15 protein-coding genes are annotated in these 14,414 nt (G+C 49.4%); 11 read left to right on the top strand and 4 right to left on the bottom strand.

Features of this window, described 5'->3' with window-relative positions; translation table 11 throughout:
• The first annotated feature begins 9 nt into the window (after nt 1–9).
• The 11 genes from nikC (ACH59B_RS24675) to ACH59B_RS24625 all read left to right on the top strand — a co-directional run bounded on the left by nikC (ACH59B_RS24675) (nt 10) and on the right by ACH59B_RS24625 (nt 10,261).
• On the top strand, nt 10–825 hold the full coding sequence (gene nikC / locus ACH59B_RS24675; RefSeq protein WP_016822603.1) for a nickel transporter permease: 816 nt from the start codon (nt 10–12) through the stop codon (nt 823–825).
• Nucleotides 825–1,748 (top strand): ATP-binding cassette domain-containing protein, encoded by a 924-nt coding sequence (locus tag ACH59B_RS24670; RefSeq protein WP_404302937.1) that lies wholly within the window; start codon nt 825–827, stop codon nt 1,746–1,748. Before nikC (ACH59B_RS24675) ends, ACH59B_RS24670 begins: the two co-directional genes overlap by 1 nt.
• On the top strand, nt 1,745–2,521 hold the full coding sequence (locus ACH59B_RS24665; protein ID WP_045244751.1) for an ABC transporter ATP-binding protein: 777 nt from the start codon (nt 1,745–1,747) through the stop codon (nt 2,519–2,521). The genes ACH59B_RS24670 and ACH59B_RS24665 overlap by 4 nt, the downstream gene beginning before the upstream one ends.
• Nucleotides 2,522–2,663: 142 nt before the next feature.
• Nucleotides 2,664–4,289 (top strand): nickel ABC transporter substrate-binding protein, encoded by a 1,626-nt coding sequence (gene nikA, locus ACH59B_RS24660; RefSeq protein ID WP_045244750.1) that lies wholly within the window; start codon nt 2,664–2,666, stop codon nt 4,287–4,289.
• A 45-nt stretch (nt 4,290–4,334) separates the two neighbouring features.
• Nucleotides 4,335–5,279 (top strand): nickel ABC transporter permease subunit NikB, encoded by a 945-nt coding sequence (gene nikB / locus ACH59B_RS24655; RefSeq protein WP_017426097.1) that lies wholly within the window; start codon nt 4,335–4,337, stop codon nt 5,277–5,279.
• Entirely contained in the window at nt 5,279–6,109 is an 831-nt protein-coding gene (gene nikC, locus ACH59B_RS24650; protein WP_404304017.1) for a nickel ABC transporter permease subunit NikC, read from the top strand. Before nikB ends, nikC (ACH59B_RS24650) begins: the two co-directional genes overlap by 1 nt.
• 19 nt (nt 6,110–6,128) lie before the next feature.
• Complete coding sequence (gene nikD / locus ACH59B_RS24645) at nt 6,129–6,950, top strand: nickel import ATP-binding protein NikD (RefSeq protein WP_126666366.1); 822 nt, start codon at nt 6,129–6,131, stop codon at nt 6,948–6,950.
• 41 nt (nt 6,951–6,991) lie between these two features.
• Complete coding sequence (gene nikE / locus ACH59B_RS24640) at nt 6,992–7,801, top strand: nickel import ATP-binding protein NikE (protein WP_126666330.1); 810 nt, start codon at nt 6,992–6,994, stop codon at nt 7,799–7,801.
• Nucleotides 7,802–7,941: 140 nt separating this feature from the next.
• Nucleotides 7,942–8,751 carry a transporter substrate-binding domain-containing protein gene (locus ACH59B_RS24635; protein ID WP_016822611.1) on the top strand — a complete coding sequence of 270 codons (810 nt, stop codon included), beginning with the start codon at nt 7,942–7,944 and terminating at the stop codon, nt 8,749–8,751.
• Between the two features lie 30 nt (nt 8,752–8,781).
• Nucleotides 8,782–9,498, top strand: a complete 717-nt coding sequence (locus ACH59B_RS24630) for an amino acid ABC transporter permease (protein WP_016822612.1) — start codon at nt 8,782–8,784, stop codon at nt 9,496–9,498.
• Nucleotides 9,499–9,502: 4 nt separating this feature from the next.
• The gene (locus tag ACH59B_RS24625) at nt 9,503–10,261 is read left to right on the top strand and encodes an amino acid ABC transporter ATP-binding protein (RefSeq protein ID WP_404302933.1); all 759 of its coding nucleotides are present in this window, start codon (nt 9,503–9,505) and stop codon (nt 10,259–10,261) included.
• 193 nt (nt 10,262–10,454) lie between these two features.
• Here ACH59B_RS24625 and ACH59B_RS24620 read toward each other — a convergent pair whose 3' ends face one another.
• From ACH59B_RS24620 to ACH59B_RS24605, 4 genes are all read right to left on the bottom strand, one after another.
• Entirely contained in the window at nt 10,455–11,438 is a 984-nt protein-coding gene (locus tag ACH59B_RS24620) for an iron ABC transporter permease (RefSeq protein WP_045244745.1), read from the bottom strand.
• The gene (locus ACH59B_RS24615) at nt 11,435–12,457 is read right to left on the bottom strand and encodes a FecCD family ABC transporter permease (RefSeq protein ID WP_404302930.1); all 1,023 of its coding nucleotides are present in this window, start codon (nt 12,455–12,457) and stop codon (nt 11,435–11,437) included. The genes ACH59B_RS24620 and ACH59B_RS24615 overlap by 4 nt, the downstream gene beginning before the upstream one ends.
• Nucleotide 12,458: 1 nt before the next feature.
• The gene (locus tag ACH59B_RS24610; protein ID WP_404302928.1) at nt 12,459–13,436 is read right to left on the bottom strand and encodes an ABC transporter substrate-binding protein; all 978 of its coding nucleotides are present in this window, start codon (nt 13,434–13,436) and stop codon (nt 12,459–12,461) included.
• A gap of 99 nt (nt 13,437–13,535) precedes the next feature.
• On the bottom strand, nt 13,536–14,333 hold the full coding sequence (locus ACH59B_RS24605) for a helix-turn-helix domain-containing protein (protein WP_404302926.1): 798 nt from the start codon (nt 14,331–14,333) through the stop codon (nt 13,536–13,538).
• Between the last annotated feature and the right edge of the window lie 81 nt (nt 14,334–14,414).

The raw sequence follows: 14,414 nt of genomic DNA, 5'->3' as shown, positions 1-14,414 counted from the left end.
GAGCTGAAAATGAAAAAGATACGACTTTCCTTTAGAGGAAGCTTGCTGGCAGGGGGCGCACTGTTTGGCCTGATCGTGCTGCTTGGGTTGCTGGCTCCATGGGCAGCTCCTCATGATCCTCTGCATGTGGACCTTCTGAACCGTTTGGCACCACCCAGCCGAAAATATCCTTTCGGTACGGATCATCTGGGTCGGGATGTGCTGTCACGGCTCATTTATGGAATTCGGACAAGCGTGTTAATCGCTTGTGCGATTACGGTAGCTACGCTGTGTATTAGTCTGCCCACAGGCTTGCTCATTGGTTATGTGCGAGGACGTGTGGATCAGCTGATTATGCGGGGAATCGATGGCGTACTGGCTTTTCCCGATATTATTTTAACGGTGGCGATTGTGGGTATTTTGGGGCCGGGTTTCGTTAACATGACCTTAGCGATTATTGCGGTACGGTGGGCGGGCTATGTCCGCTATATCCGTAGTTTGGTTCAAAAAGCCTGCCAGGAGGACTATGTACGGTATGCCCGTTTGTCCGGCAATTCGCACATGCGCATACTAAGGCGTTATGTATTGCCACAAGTATGGCCGCAATTATTGGTATATGCGGTATGGGATATTGGACACGTGGTGTTAATGATCGCTGGACTCTCCTTTCTTGGACTGGGTGTACAGCCGCCCAAGCCAGAGTGGGGCGTGATGCTGCATGATGCAACCTCGTATTTTCAGGTGGCTCCGCATGTTATGATCTTTCCAGGTTTGGCGATTATGCTGTTTGTGCTTGCCTGCCAGCTTCTGGGTGATCATTTTTCAGAAAAGGGGGCGGCGAAATAGTGGGAAAACGACCAGTCATAGGGTGGAGGGATACGATAGAACGAGCTTACGTACAAAAACCGTTGTTACACGTGGAACATTTGGAGATTAGTCGTACAGGTGCAGGAGCAAGCGGAAGCGGGAACGGGAGCAATCCGCTACTGCGAGATGTGAACTTTTCCGTCTACCCAGGGGAAATTGTGGCTCTGACTGGACCAAGTGGATGTGGCAAGAGCCTGACCGCACACGCAATCGCGGGTATGCTGGACCCAGGTGTTGGTGTTACGCAAGGGTGCATCTACTATAACGGGGAAGACATTATCCCGTTCCATGAACAGCGCTGGCAAAGACTGCGCCGTGAGGATATTGCCCTGCTCATTCAACAATCGCTGAGCGGGCTGAACCCGATCCGTACCGTCCGCGCCCAGCTGACGGATACGCTTAGACTGCATAGGCGGCGCCAAATGCACGTCCAGAAGGAGCAGGGCCAGGCTGATCTTGCCCCGTCCCACACTGCATCACAGCAGACCCATCGACGACAGGGCGTAATGTCACGGATGCGACAGATGCTGAACCGTGCCACGGAGCTGGCTGGAGGCCGCACTACTCCAGGGCAGGAAGCTTATTTGTGTTCTCTGCTCCGCAAGGTCGGTTTTGCCGATCCTGAGTATATTCTGTCATCATATCCTTTTGAACTAAGCGGAGGTATGTGCCAAAGGGTGCTGCTGGCTGCAATGTTAAGCTCCGGCCCGCGCCTCTTTATTGCCGACGAGCCCACTACAGCGCTGGATGTGATCAACCGCGACAAGGTTCTGTCATTGCTTTTACAGTTGAGAGAGGATTTCGAGCTCACTATTTTGTTAATTTCACATGATCGTCAGGGTATGAGTCGCGTAGCAGATCGAGTATTGGAGATGACCCCGGAAGGGAGGATGCAACCGTGATATTGGAATTGAAGAACGTCACCAAAGCTTATCCTGTCCGCAGACGGAGAAAAGGCTGGTTCAATACGAAACACAGTGAGCAGGCTATAAAGAAAGTGAGCTTGGAATTACGACAGGGAGAATGCCTTGGACTGGTTGGAGAAAGCGGAAGTGGCAAAAGTACGCTGGCACAGTGTATCCTGGGGCTAGAGTCGTTGACCTCGGGGGAAATCTGGCTGAATCAGCAGCCCATACATACCGGAAGGATGAAAGATATTCATCTGTACAAACGAATCCAGTTAGTCGCGCAGGACTCGGCCTCCTCACTGCATCCCCGTATGACCATTCGAGATATTCTGATGGAGCCGATCTGCAACTATTTTCCTGAGCGAAAAGTAAGGGCACTGGATATCTGCCTTTCCTTACTGGAATCGGTAGGGTTAGAGGCTGACAGTCTGAAAAAATACCCTGCGCAGCTAAGCGGTGGACAAAAACAGCGGGTGTGCATTGCTCGGGCGTTGGCCGTTGAACCAGAAATCATCCTGTTCGATGAATCCGTCGCCAATCTGGATACGACAACCCAGTCCTCCGTGCTGAACATGCTCAAAAGAATGCAGCTCGAACGTCAGTTGTCCTATCTTTTCATCACCCATGATCTTCAATCCACCCGTACGTTCTGTGATCGTGTTGCCGTCATGGTTCAGGGAGAGATCGTGGAAATATTTGAGGATTGGGATGAAGAGCTAGTGAAGCATGAATACACGCGTACTCTATTTCAAACGTTGGCGGATTAATCCATAAATTTAATATTATACAAATTCAAAATAAATAAGAGCTTTGCTTGTCGAATATTGTTGACAAAATATAATGTGGTACCTATTCTAAATATGATTATGATAATCATTATCACATATATAGAAAAGGGGAAATACATTGATGTCCGTTCGACACCGCAAGACTGCCACCTTTATGTTGGTGACGCTCCTCTTATTATCCGTTATTCTGGGCTGCGCGAAGCAGGAGAACACACCTGCATCCACCTCTACTAACGGAGCTGCCAATGAAAAGTCGATCACGCTATCGTGGCCACGGGACATTGGTACAATGAATCCTCACGTATACAACCCTTCCCAGCTATTTGCACAATCCATGATTTATGAGCCGTTAGTCAGCTACAAGCAAGGAGGCAAGCTAGAGCCTGCTTTGGCTGAATCCTGGACCATATCCAAGGACGGCAAGACATATACGTTTAAGCTGCGTAAAGGTGTGAAATTTTCCGATGGAACGCTATTTAATGCGGCGATTGTGAAAAAGAACTTTGACGCTATTATGAAAAATGAGAAAACGCATAGCTGGCTTGGTATAGTAGGCGTTCTCGATAAAACTGAAGCTGTAGATGACAGTACGTTCCGAATGACGCTCAAAGAGCCATACTACCCAGTTATTCAGGATCTGTCTGTCGTTCGCCCGTTCCGTTTTTTGGGTGAAGCCGGGTTCCCGGATGATGGAGATACGTCCAAAGGAATTAAGAAACCTGTAGGTACAGGACCTTGGATGCTGGATGAATACAAGCAGGATGAGTATGCAACCTTTAAGCGTAACCCGAATTATTGGGGTACTGCACCGAAGGTGGACAAAATTACGGTCAAAATTATTCCCGATGGTGAAACACGTGTAATGGCCTTTGAAAAAGGCGACCTGGATCTGATTTATGGAGAAGGTGTTATTAGCCTGGATGCTTTCAAACAGCTTCGCGACGCGAATCAGTATGTTACCACGCTGTCCGAGCCTGTCGGCACAAGAAGCCTGTTGCTCAATTCGTCCAATCCCAAGCTGGCAGATCTTCGGGTACGTCTGGCACTCCAGCATGGATTTAACAAGCAGGCGATGGTGGAAGGCGTAACCTCGGGGCTCGAGGAAACAGCGGATACGGTTTTATCCAAAAACTACCCGTATACGAATGTCGACTTACAGCCAATAGGCTATGATGTGGAAAAATCCAAAGCATTGTTGGATGAGGCTGGCTGGAAGCTGCCCGCAGGCGGCACAGTACGGGAGAAAGACGGACAACAGCTGGATTTTGAGCTGATTTTCGATAAGACCGATCCGATCCAAAAGGCGATGGCTGAAACCATTCAGGCTGAATGGGGAGAGCTGGGTGTCAAAGTGAATCTGACCGGACTGGAGCTGACGGTTCAAATCAAGCGGCTTAGATCCAACCAGTTTGATCTGTATTTCTGGTACAACTATGGTGCGCCTTATGATCCGCATTCCTTTATTAATGTTATTGCCAAGAAGAGCTTCGGAATTTCTGAGGTGCTGAGCGCCCTTCCGATGAAGAAGGATCTGGATCAGCAAGTACACGAAGCACTTTCATCGACAGACGAAACCAAGCGTCAGGAGCTGTACGCCTCAATCTTGAAGACACTTCAGGAGCAATCTGCAATTGTACCTATTTCGTATATTAAGAAGACGGCAGTGTATCAGAAAAAGATTACTAATTTTGTATTCCCAGCTAATCGGGATGAAAATCCATTTGAGGGAATTGAAATTGGAAAGTAACTGAAACGGGAAGGTAACGTTAATTTACAGGATAGGAGGACAACTATGATTAGCTATATCGGGAAGCGAATGGTAGCGGTCATTCCTATTGTTCTCTTTGCCACCCTTGTTACCTTTGCACTCATTCACATTTCACCGGTTGATCCGGCTGAAGCTTATTTGACGGCTGCTCATATTTATCCTACCCCGGAAATTCTGGAGCAGAAGAGGCATGAGTTCGGGCTGGATCAGCCATTGCTGACACAGTATATGCATACACTTCAAAGAATCAGTCGGTTGGACTTTGGTACTTCGTATCTGACCAACAAGCCAGTGTGGGATGAGGTGAAGGCTCGATTGCCTGCCACTGTTGAGCTGGCCTTAAGCAGCATGGCATTATCCATCGTGGTGAGCATCCCGCTGGGTGTGTTGGCGGCGATGCGTAAAAATGGCTGGATCGACATACTGAGTCGAGGGATTTCGTATTTCGGGGCATCTATTCCCCAGTTCTGGCTGGGATATTTGTTAATCTTCTTTTTCTCTGTACGATTGGACTGGCTACCTGTAGAGGGTCGGGGAACGTGGCAGCATCTGGTGTTGCCGACGTTGACTCTGTCGCTGGTTCTGATTGCTTTATATACGCGTCTGTTGCGCTCCAGTGTGCTGGAACAGCTTCAGGAAACGTATGTCCAGTATGCCAGAACCAGAGGAATACGCGAGCGTGTGATTATGCTCAGGCACATACTCAAAATGGCCATTACTCCGCTAATAACAAGTATGGGCATGAATCTGGGCAAGTTGCTGACTGGAACGATTATTGTGGAGCAGGTGTTTTCATGGCCTGGGTTTGGCCGTTATTTCGTGGAAGCCATTTTTAACCGGGATATTCCCGTCATACAATGCTATGTGTTTTTGGCGGCATGCCTGTTCATCGTATGCAATTTGCTCGTTGATCTGGTGCACTTGTATATGGACCCCCGAATTTCTTCGAAGGGACGAGCAGAGCAGTGATGATAAGGTTGCGTAAAATGTTCAAAGGTCAAAAGATAATCGTGGTTTGCTCTGTCGTGCTGGCAGCTCTTTTTATCATAATGGCGCTGGCTCCGTGGCTGGCTCCCCATGATCCGGTTAAAGTCAATTTACTGCATAAGCTGGAAGGCCCCTCAAAAGAGTATTGGCTGGGAACGGACCATCTGGGTCGGTGTAATCTATCCCGGCTGCTGTATGGAGCGCGAATTTCGCTCGGCTTTGCGACATTAATTTTCTTGTCCTCGCTTAGTATCGGTGTTGTGATCGGATCAGTTGCAGGTTATTTGGGCGGTTGGGTCGATAGTGTACTGATGCGGTTTTGCGAAGGCATTATGGCGTTTCCCAACTTGGTGCTTGTGCTCGGCATTGTTGGTATTTTTGGGCCAGGTCTCATGCAGGTGCTGTTTGCCTTGATGCTGGTGCAGTGGGTGTACTATGCCCGAATGTGCCGCAATATGGTCGTCAGTCTGAAAGAGCAGAATTTTATAGCGGCCGCAAGGATTAGCGGCTCCTCCTCAGGGGCCATTATCCGGCGGCACATCATTCCGAATGTGCTGCGGCCGATTGTGGTCATTGGTACGCTGGAGATGGGCTGGGCGATCATGGATATCTCCGCGTTGTCATTCCTGGGTCTAGGCATCCAGCCGCCGACTCCTGAATGGGGAGCCATGATCCATGAGGGAACGGGATACATCCGCAGTCATCCAGAATTAATGATTTATCCGGGTATCATGATTCTGGTGGTGGTAATGGCCTTCAATATATTGGGAGAGGCGTTGTCCGACCGATATGGAATTGCCAAACGTCAGTAAAACAGGAGTGGGGACAACGATGGAGGACACAGCCAAGACGCAGGTGCTGGAGGTCAGTGGCTTGCAGGTAAAACTCAAAACTGATGCAGGGGCGGTATCTCTGCTGGAACCTATCCATTTTGAACTGAAAAAGGGGCGGGTTCTGGGTCTTGTCGGCGAGAGTGGTAGCGGTAAAACAGTAACCTGTAACGCGCTTCTCCAGCTACTGGATCGCCAGACGATGGATGTGGAAGGCAGTGTTCGTCTGAACGGACGTGAGTTGAATGGAATGCCAGCCGAGGAGATGCGCCGCATTCGGGGCAAGGAAATTGCTTTTATTATGCAAAATCCGATGAGGGCTTTTACGCCAGTATATACGATTGGGGCTCAATTTATGGAAACGATCCGCACGCATACCGGATTAACCAAACAACAGGCCCGTGATCTTGCTATAACGGCTTTGGAAAATATGAATCTGCCCAATCCAGCCAAGCTAATGAAGCGTTATTCGTTTCAGTTGAGTGGCGGGATGTTGCAACGGGTCATGATCGCCATTTCCATGTGCCTGCGGCCAGCAGTGGTTATTGCGGATGAACCGACGACGGCACTCGATGTGGTTAATCAGCTACAGGTGCTGAGAGAGTTGGATCGCTTGCGTACGGAATATGACACGTCTATTTTGCTGATCTCGCATGATCTGGGTGTCATCTCCCAAATGGCGGATGAAGTGGCAGTGATGCAGCGGGGGCGTATTGTTGAGCAGGCAGAGGTGTTTCAGTTGTTCGACCAGCCACAGCATGAATATACGAAAATGCTGTTGCAGGCCAGACCTAAGTTGTCCCTTCAGAGCATAAATCAGTAGGGCGATGAGTTGCCTGTTGGATACTTTCAAAAGGGGAGGGAATGCATGTGCTGCAAGTGAAGGAAGTAACTCATAGCTATAGAAAGCGCAAATGGCTGGGCCGCTCCGAATCACGTCTCCCTGTGCTCACTGATGTGTCGCTTACCATAGAGAGCGGATTTTGCCTAGGACTGCTTGGAACCAGTGGAGCGGGGAAGAGCACGCTGGGCAAGGTTATTCTGGGGCTGGAGAAGCCGCAGGAGGGTCAGGTGCTGTTTCAGGGGCAGGACATCTATAATGGAAGTCCTCAAGTACGCAGGGGATTGCGACGGGATATGCAGGTTGTATTCCAGGACTGCTATTCTGCTGTAAACCCTCGCATGACCGCCGGACAGATTATCGGAGAGCCCTTGGACAATTACGAGCGGTTATCAGTGCAGGAACAAAAAAGAACGGTAGAAAATCTGCTGGAGCGGGTGGGTCTTAAGCCGGAGGATCGGAATAAATATCCGCATCAATTCAGCGGCGGACAATTACAGCGGATTAACATTGCACGGGCGATTGCGCTCAGACCCAAGCTGATCGTGCTGGATGAGTCCGTCAGCAGTCTGGATATGGTTCATCAGATGCGCATTTTATCCCTGTTGGAAGAGCTGAAAACTTCATTTGGATTGTCATATCTGTTTATCACACATGATATTCGAGCGGCTTACGCCGTCTGTGATGGCATTGCTGTGATGGAACAAGGGAAATTAGTCGAGCACTGTGCTGAGAAAGATCAGATTTTTGAATCTGCTCAACCGGCTGTGCAACGTTTAATTTCGTCCATTTTGCCGGAGCATCCAGCAGACCGTCTTCCACTTCATAGATAACAACTGACCCGCAAGGGTCTTTTTTTGTGCAGCATCTGGTTAGATAATCAAAATGAAATTTGCTAGTTGTATTATTTGAATAACTCGTTATAATATAAAATCATAGTAAATTACTTGGATTTTAAAAGGGGATGTCATTTATGAAGAAATCTGCTTGGGTAGCAGCGATTGGGCTATCTCTTGTGTTAATAACGGGTGCCTTGAGTGGTTGTTCCTCGAAGGAAGCGGCATCAGGGGATAAGGTACTCTATGTGGGGACACAAAATGACTACCCGCCGTTTGCCTTTACGAATGATAAAAATGAGCTGACCGGATACGATGTGGAAGTAGTCAAGGAGATCGATAAGAAGCTGGACGGCTATAAGATTGAATTTGTACCTTCGGGCTGGGATGCGATATTCCTTGCGCTGGATGCGAATAAAGTGCAGATCATCGCAGATGAAGTTGCCAAAAATCCTGAGCGTGAGAAGAAGTATTTGTTTTCGGATGAGTCCTATTTCTCGGCTCAGTCGGTTATTATTGTGAAAAAGGGTAGAACGGATATCCATTCTCTCAAGGATTTGGAGGGCAAGAAGGTAGCCGCCTCGGTAGGCGATTCCTATACGCAGTTGCTGGAGCAGTATAATGCGAAGAACGGTAACAAAATTATTTTAAAATATAATGATACAGGCACTTCGTCCGACAACCTTCAAGATGTGCAAAATGGCCGAGTGGACGCTTATGTGAATGATCCAGTGATGGCGGCAGCAACGATCAAGAAGGAAGGCTTACAGGTGGAAGCTGTGGGCGAGCCTGTGCAAAGCGATAACATCAATCTAGTGTTCAAGAAGGATAAGCAGGGTGAAGAACTGAAAGCTAAAATCGACCCGATTATTAAAGAGCTTAAAGCGGACGGAACACTGAAAAAATTGTCTGAACAGTGGACAGGTGGAGAATTTATTCCTCAGTAATCACAATGTAAAGAATAGAGTGGGGTTCCTATGGAAAAGCTGTTTGATTTAGATTATATGCTGAAAAGCCTTCCCCAGATCGTGGAGTATCTCCCCGTTACCTTATGGATTGCGTTTGTCTCCATGCTGCTGGGTGCGATCATCGGGTTAGCTACGGCCTTAATCCGGATATACAAGGTGCCTGTCTTGGCACCCTTGTCTACATTGTATGTCTCGTACATCCGGGGAACACCGCTCATTGTGCAGCTGTTTCTCGTATATTACGGAATACCCAAGTTTTTGTATTATTTTCAGAGCGAATATGGCTTCTTGCAGCAATTCAATGTCTACGTCATTCCACCCGAGCTGTTTGCGTTGCTCTCATTTTCATTGAACCTGGGGGGGTATTTGTCGGAGACGTTCCGGGCAGCGATTCATTCGGTCGATCGGGGACAGTTTGAGGCGGCCAATTCCATCGGAATGAGCCAAACACAGATTATGCTTAAAATTGTATTGCCGCAGGCGCTAACGGTGGCTTTGCCCAATCTGGGAAATACGCTGATCAGTACAGTGAAGGATACGTCTTTTATCTTTATGATTGGTGTCGTCGATATGATGGGACAGGCCAAAATTATGGGCGCGCGGGCGTTGGCTTTTTTTGAGGTCTATGTTGCGGTGTCTTTGATCTACTGGCTGGTGTGCATCATTATTGAGCGCGGGCTTGTTGTGCTGGAGAAGCGTATCCGAATATACGAAAGAAGTGAGTAAGGGCATGATTCAACTTCATCAAATTGATAAGCATTTTGGGCAGCATCATGTGTTAAAGAGCATAGACCTGACAGTAGGTAAGGGAGAAGTGGTGGTCATTCTGGGCCCAAGCGGATCGGGGAAGTCCACACTGCTGCGCAGCATTAATTTTTTGGAACAGCCGACCAGCGGTACCATTGAAATTGATGGCCTGAAGGTAGATGCAGCCAAGGCCGGAAAAAAGGACGTTCTCGGACTGCGGATGGCAACGGCAATGGTATTTCAGCAATATCAGCTGTTTAAAAATTTGAATGCACTCCACAACGTGATGGTTGGTCTGACCAGTGTGAAAAAGATGGATCGCAAGCAGGCAAGGGAGATCAGTGAAGGCATTTTGGAAAAGGTCGGGTTAAAGGATCGTATGACCTATTATCCTGCCCAGCTTTCGGGTGGACAGCAGCAGCGTGTTGCGATTGCCCGCGCTTTGGCGCTGAATCCGCAGGTGCTGTTGTTCGATGAGCCGACATCCTCGCTTGATCCTGAACTGGTGGATGAAGTGCTGTCCGTGATTCAAAAGGTGGCGAGTGAAGGCAATACGATGATTATTGTCACGCATGAGCTTGGTTTTGCGAGGGATGTAGCGGATCGGGTCGTGCTGATGGAGCATGGTGCGATCGTAGAACAGGGACCGGTGGAGCAGTTTTTCAATCATCCGAAGGAAGAACGGACACGGCAATTTTTGGGCAAAGCTTTGGGGCAAAGAACGTTACAGGAGCAACCGTAATCCGTAAAGTGACGCGGAAAGGGGTAGAACTTAGAGTAAAAAGCACGTTAGACTTATCGCAGGAGAAGGGAAACCTGTCGTATGTCTGACGTGCTTTTTGGCGTGCTATATATAGATGCATCAGGCTACTAGTGGATGTACCCGGAGAATCCTCAGGTAGGATGAAAGGTCTTTTCCTGTGGGTATCGGGGAATCAGAATGATCTTCTGCTGCGTTCCTTCCGCAGTAAATACACAAAATAAGGAGCGCCCACAAGTGCTGTCATGATCCCGACGGGTATTTCACGTGGAACAATGAGCATTCTGCCCAAGATGTCGCCCAGCAGCATCAGATTCGCTCCCAGCAGGGCAGCCAGCGGAATCAGCCACTGATTGTGGCTGCCAACAAATCTTCGAGCCATATGGGGTGCCATCAGTCCGATGAAGCCGATGGCGCCGACCGCCGAGACTGAAATTCCGGCCAGTGTAACGGCAAGCAATAGAAGCAGCAGGCGCTGGCGAGTCATATGTACCCCGAGGGAAGTAATGGTCTCATCGCCAAGCTGGTAAACATTCAGCTTTCGGTAGCTGCCCCAGACCAAGGGCAGCAAGACAATGATCCAGGGCAGCAGTGAGATGACCTCCCGCCAGCTCCGGCCCCATAGGCTGCCTGACATCCAGAGCAAAGCCGTGTTCACATTGGTCGGATGGGTTACGATGAGATACTGCGTGGCTGCCATGAGGATGGCCCCCATAGCGACCCCGACCAGAGCTAGAGCTGCTGGCGCCAGCGTAAGTCTACGGCTGAGCAGCAGCAGAATCAGGAATGTTCCCACGGCTCCGCCAAACGCCGCCAAGGGCAGGATATAGGCTGGAGACTGGGGGAACAGGAAAATCACAGCCGCCGCTGCAAATCCGGCTCCTTTGGAAATGCCGATCACGTCAGGACTGGCTAGCGGATTGCGAAACAGACTTTGCAGAATAGCTCCTGCCACGGCTAGTCCCATGCCTGCCAGCAGTCCAACCAACGTCCGGGGCAAGCGAACCTCGTATACGATAAAATGAAAACGGCTGTGCGTATCCAGCAGAGCCGAGCTGACATCACGCAAGGGAATAGGAAGTGCTCCCACACTGACCGAAACGATGCCGAGCAGGAGCAGCAAAAGCAAGGCGGCCACAAGATAGAAAGTTCTGGTCATCGTGTCCCCCTCCTTTTTTTACGGGCCAGATAGATAAAAAACGGCCCCCCGATAGCAGAGGTTACAATTCCCACGGGCGATTCGAACGGAAAAGAAATGATGCGGCTGAGGAGATCCGCATACACCAGCAGCAGTCCTCCGCCAAGCGCTGTCATCGGAACGAGCAACGAGAGACGTGTTCCAACCAGCGCCCGGGCGATGTGGGGTACGATCAGACAGACAAAGCCGATCGGTCCGCATACCGCCACGGCTGAGCCTGCCATTACGATAACCAGCAGCAGAGCCAGCGCTCGAACAAGAGGGACGCGCTGCCCTAGTCCGGCTGCGATCTCATCCTCCAATAGCAGCAGTCGCAGGGCTGGCAACAGCATAACGAGCAGCACAAGGCTCGCAATGAAAAAAGGAAGTATCATTCGTACCTCTGTCCAGCCCGCCTGACTGACAGAGCCAGCCAGCCAGAAAATCATGGACTCCGTAGAGTACTGATTTAATATAATGAAGCCCTCTGTTAGTGACGACAGCATGAAATGAATGGTGATGCCCGCCAGCGCCAAGCGAACAGGCTGCTTGTCTGCGAATCCAGCCAGCGACCAGACCAGCCATGCACCTGCCGCTGCCCCAGCAAAGGCCATCAGCATCGTGGATGTTGCCGATAGCTGTGCGGATAAGACGAGTCCCAGCACCACGGCGAGAGAAGCCCCAGCGTTAATGCCAAATACATGTGGTGAAGCCAGCGGATTTCGTGTGGTGAGCTGGGTCAATAGCCCCGCCAGCGCCAGCAGGATACCGACCATGCAGGCGGTCAGGGTGCGCGGCAGGCGCAGCGTCTGAATGTACAGATGTACCTTGTCGCTGCGCTGATAGGTCAATGCCTGATACAGTTCAGCCCACGATATAGAGGCGGGGCCCCATTTGAGGCTGAATAACAAGCCCAGGATTAATAAAATCAAAGACACTAAAAACAGGAAGAGCAGAAACCGCGAACGGCTCTGCTTCTTGGTGGATATGGAATGGATCATTTTACTTCTCTCCCAGGCTGTTTACGATGTCCTCGGCTATTTTTTCACTTCCCAGCATCCCGCGGGACAAGGACCAATTACGTCGTTCTACCGTAAATACACGGTTGTTTTTAACTGCGTCTATTTTTTGCCACAAGGGATTGCCTTCCCACTGGTTCACGATCGTTGCAGGGTCTGTCGGCATCAGGAACAGTACCTGTGGGTTGGCTTCAACCAACTGCTCCAGTGTCAGCTCGGGATATGCCTTGTCGCTGTGCACCGGATCGGTAAAGCCTAACAGCTTTACAATGGAGCCAGTATATGCATGGTCCGAATGGGCGAAGAAGCCTTTAGGATTGACGACAGCAGGCAGTACGGTCAGAGAGGTGCTCTTCAGCTTCTTTTTGGCTGCATCCATTTTGACCTGATGTTCTTTCAGACGTTTTTGGGCCTCTTCACTTTTACCTACGGCCGTAGCGAGGATCGTGTAGTTTTTTAGCATATGCTCATAGTCTGCCTGAAAATCGTCCAGTGCCAGCACTGGGGCAATGCCTTTCAATTGAGTCAAAGCATTTTTGTGCTTATTAATATCCACAATAATCAGATCAGGCTGCAATGAGCTGATCAGTTCAATATTGGGTTCATAACGGGAGCCTACGGAAGTGTAGTCCTTCAGCTTGCTTTTCACGGAATCCATGAACAGTTCAGGCGTACCGTCATCAGCAATTCCGATAGGCTGCACACCCAGAGTCACCAGCATGTCCGTAAAGCTGAAATCCATTGAAATAATACGTGCAGGCTTGCCTGGTAAAGTGACAGTTCCGAGTGCGTCCTGAACGGTGATACGGTCTCCGTCAGATGAGCTGTTCGCTGGTTGGGAACCCGTCGAATTGTCGTTTGCCGCAGTCTGATTCGTGGAGGATGAACTACAAGCTGCCAAGCTAATAGCGAGCAGTAAGGTGAAGGCGAGGCCCAATATACGTGTAAACCAATGATGCATCCTGTTTCCCCCTGATAATAATAATTATTCTCATTTGAATTTTAGCGGTAACCTCTCTTTTATACCATGTCTGATTTGTAGACGTCACATGTTATATTATTAGATTCTTTGAAACTGGGTGGGGGAGCAGCCGACTTCTTTTTTGAAAATACGACTAAAATGAAAATAATCCGTAAATCCGACCCGTTGGGCGACTTCCTTGGCTGGAAGTCGGGTCTGCTGGAACATTTGCTTCGCTTTTTGGATACGGAGATGACGTAAATACTGGGTCATGGTCATGCCAGTGGCTTTTTTGAACAACACCGTGTAATGTCCTTCACTCATGCCCGCCCGATCAGCCAGAAGCGGCAAGGTCAGCTTGAGCATATAATGCTCATGGATATAAGACAGGGATTGTTCAATAGATACCGATGAGTTGTGGTTGTCCTGCAACATATGCGTCTCATAGATATAAATGAATAGCAAGCGCTCCAGAAGCAGTCTTTTTCGAAATTGCCGGGCCGCCTTTTCCACGCCAGCTTCATCCTGAATGCTTGGGGCTGTTGTTCGTAGCAGCTCGTCCAGCATATATTTGATTTTGTATTCACTCAAGGTACGCAACGGACCATGCAGCGTCCAATCCGTGGATTCGCTTCGCAGCACACGATACGTAAGCACGATATATTCGGCTTCCCGGGTTTTGGGGACCTGAATGCTGCAAGTGCCATATTGATTATGAAAGGCAAAGCCCTGCGTGAAAATAACCGGCTCTTGGTCTTTAGCTGAGAGAGTGACATGTCCGTGCAGCGCAACAATCAGGAGATGGCTGTCGGAGCCAGGATGCAGGGTCTGAGAGGTGTTGCCGTATTCGATATGCTCCAGCAACGGGATGACGGTTGCTAGCTGCTCCAGATTCATGAATGCACCATCCTTCATTATTTCTTTTCTTTAGCAAAGTAGCTAATCACCCTTATTCATGATAAATTCTAAGAACAATAA

It is taken from the genome of Paenibacillus sp. DP01, assembly GCF_044784315.1.
Taxonomy (GTDB): Bacteria; Bacillota; Bacilli; order Paenibacillales; family Paenibacillaceae; genus Paenibacillus; species Paenibacillus polymyxa.
The sequence above is the reverse complement of the archived record's forward strand: the minus strand, read 5'-3'. Positions and strand labels throughout refer to the sequence as shown.

Bases quoted from the DNA above. Each gene is read 5' to 3' on its own strand.
- nikC (WP_404304017.1), top strand. From the start codon at position 5,279: ATGATAAGGTTGCGTAAAATGTTCAAAGGTCAAAAGATAATCGTGGTT.
- ACH59B_RS24610 (WP_404302928.1), bottom strand. From the start codon at position 13,436: ATGCATCATTGGTTTACACGTATATTGGGCCTCGCCTTCACCTTACTG.
- ACH59B_RS24615 (WP_404302930.1), bottom strand. From the start codon at position 12,457: ATGATCCATTCCATATCCACCAAGAAGCAGAGCCGTTCGCGGTTTCTG.
- ACH59B_RS24630 (WP_016822612.1), top strand. From the start codon at position 8,782: ATGGAAAAGCTGTTTGATTTAGATTATATGCTGAAAAGCCTTCCCCAG.
- nikA (WP_045244750.1), top strand. From the start codon at position 2,664: ATGTCCGTTCGACACCGCAAGACTGCCACCTTTATGTTGGTGACGCTC.
- nikD (WP_126666366.1), top strand. From the start codon at position 6,129: ATGGAGGACACAGCCAAGACGCAGGTGCTGGAGGTCAGTGGCTTGCAG.
- nikB (WP_017426097.1), top strand. From the start codon at position 4,335: ATGATTAGCTATATCGGGAAGCGAATGGTAGCGGTCATTCCTATTGTT.
- ACH59B_RS24620 (WP_045244745.1), bottom strand. From the start codon at position 11,438: ATGACCAGAACTTTCTATCTTGTGGCCGCCTTGCTTTTGCTGCTCCTG.
- ACH59B_RS24625 (WP_404302933.1), top strand. From the start codon at position 9,503: ATGATTCAACTTCATCAAATTGATAAGCATTTTGGGCAGCATCATGTG.
- nikC (WP_016822603.1), top strand. From the start codon at position 10: ATGAAAAAGATACGACTTTCCTTTAGAGGAAGCTTGCTGGCAGGGGGC.
- ACH59B_RS24605 (WP_404302926.1), bottom strand. From the start codon at position 14,333: ATGAATCTGGAGCAGCTAGCAACCGTCATCCCGTTGCTGGAGCATATC.
- nikE (WP_126666330.1), top strand. From the start codon at position 6,992: ATGCATGTGCTGCAAGTGAAGGAAGTAACTCATAGCTATAGAAAGCGC.
- ACH59B_RS24635 (WP_016822611.1), top strand. From the start codon at position 7,942: ATGAAGAAATCTGCTTGGGTAGCAGCGATTGGGCTATCTCTTGTGTTA.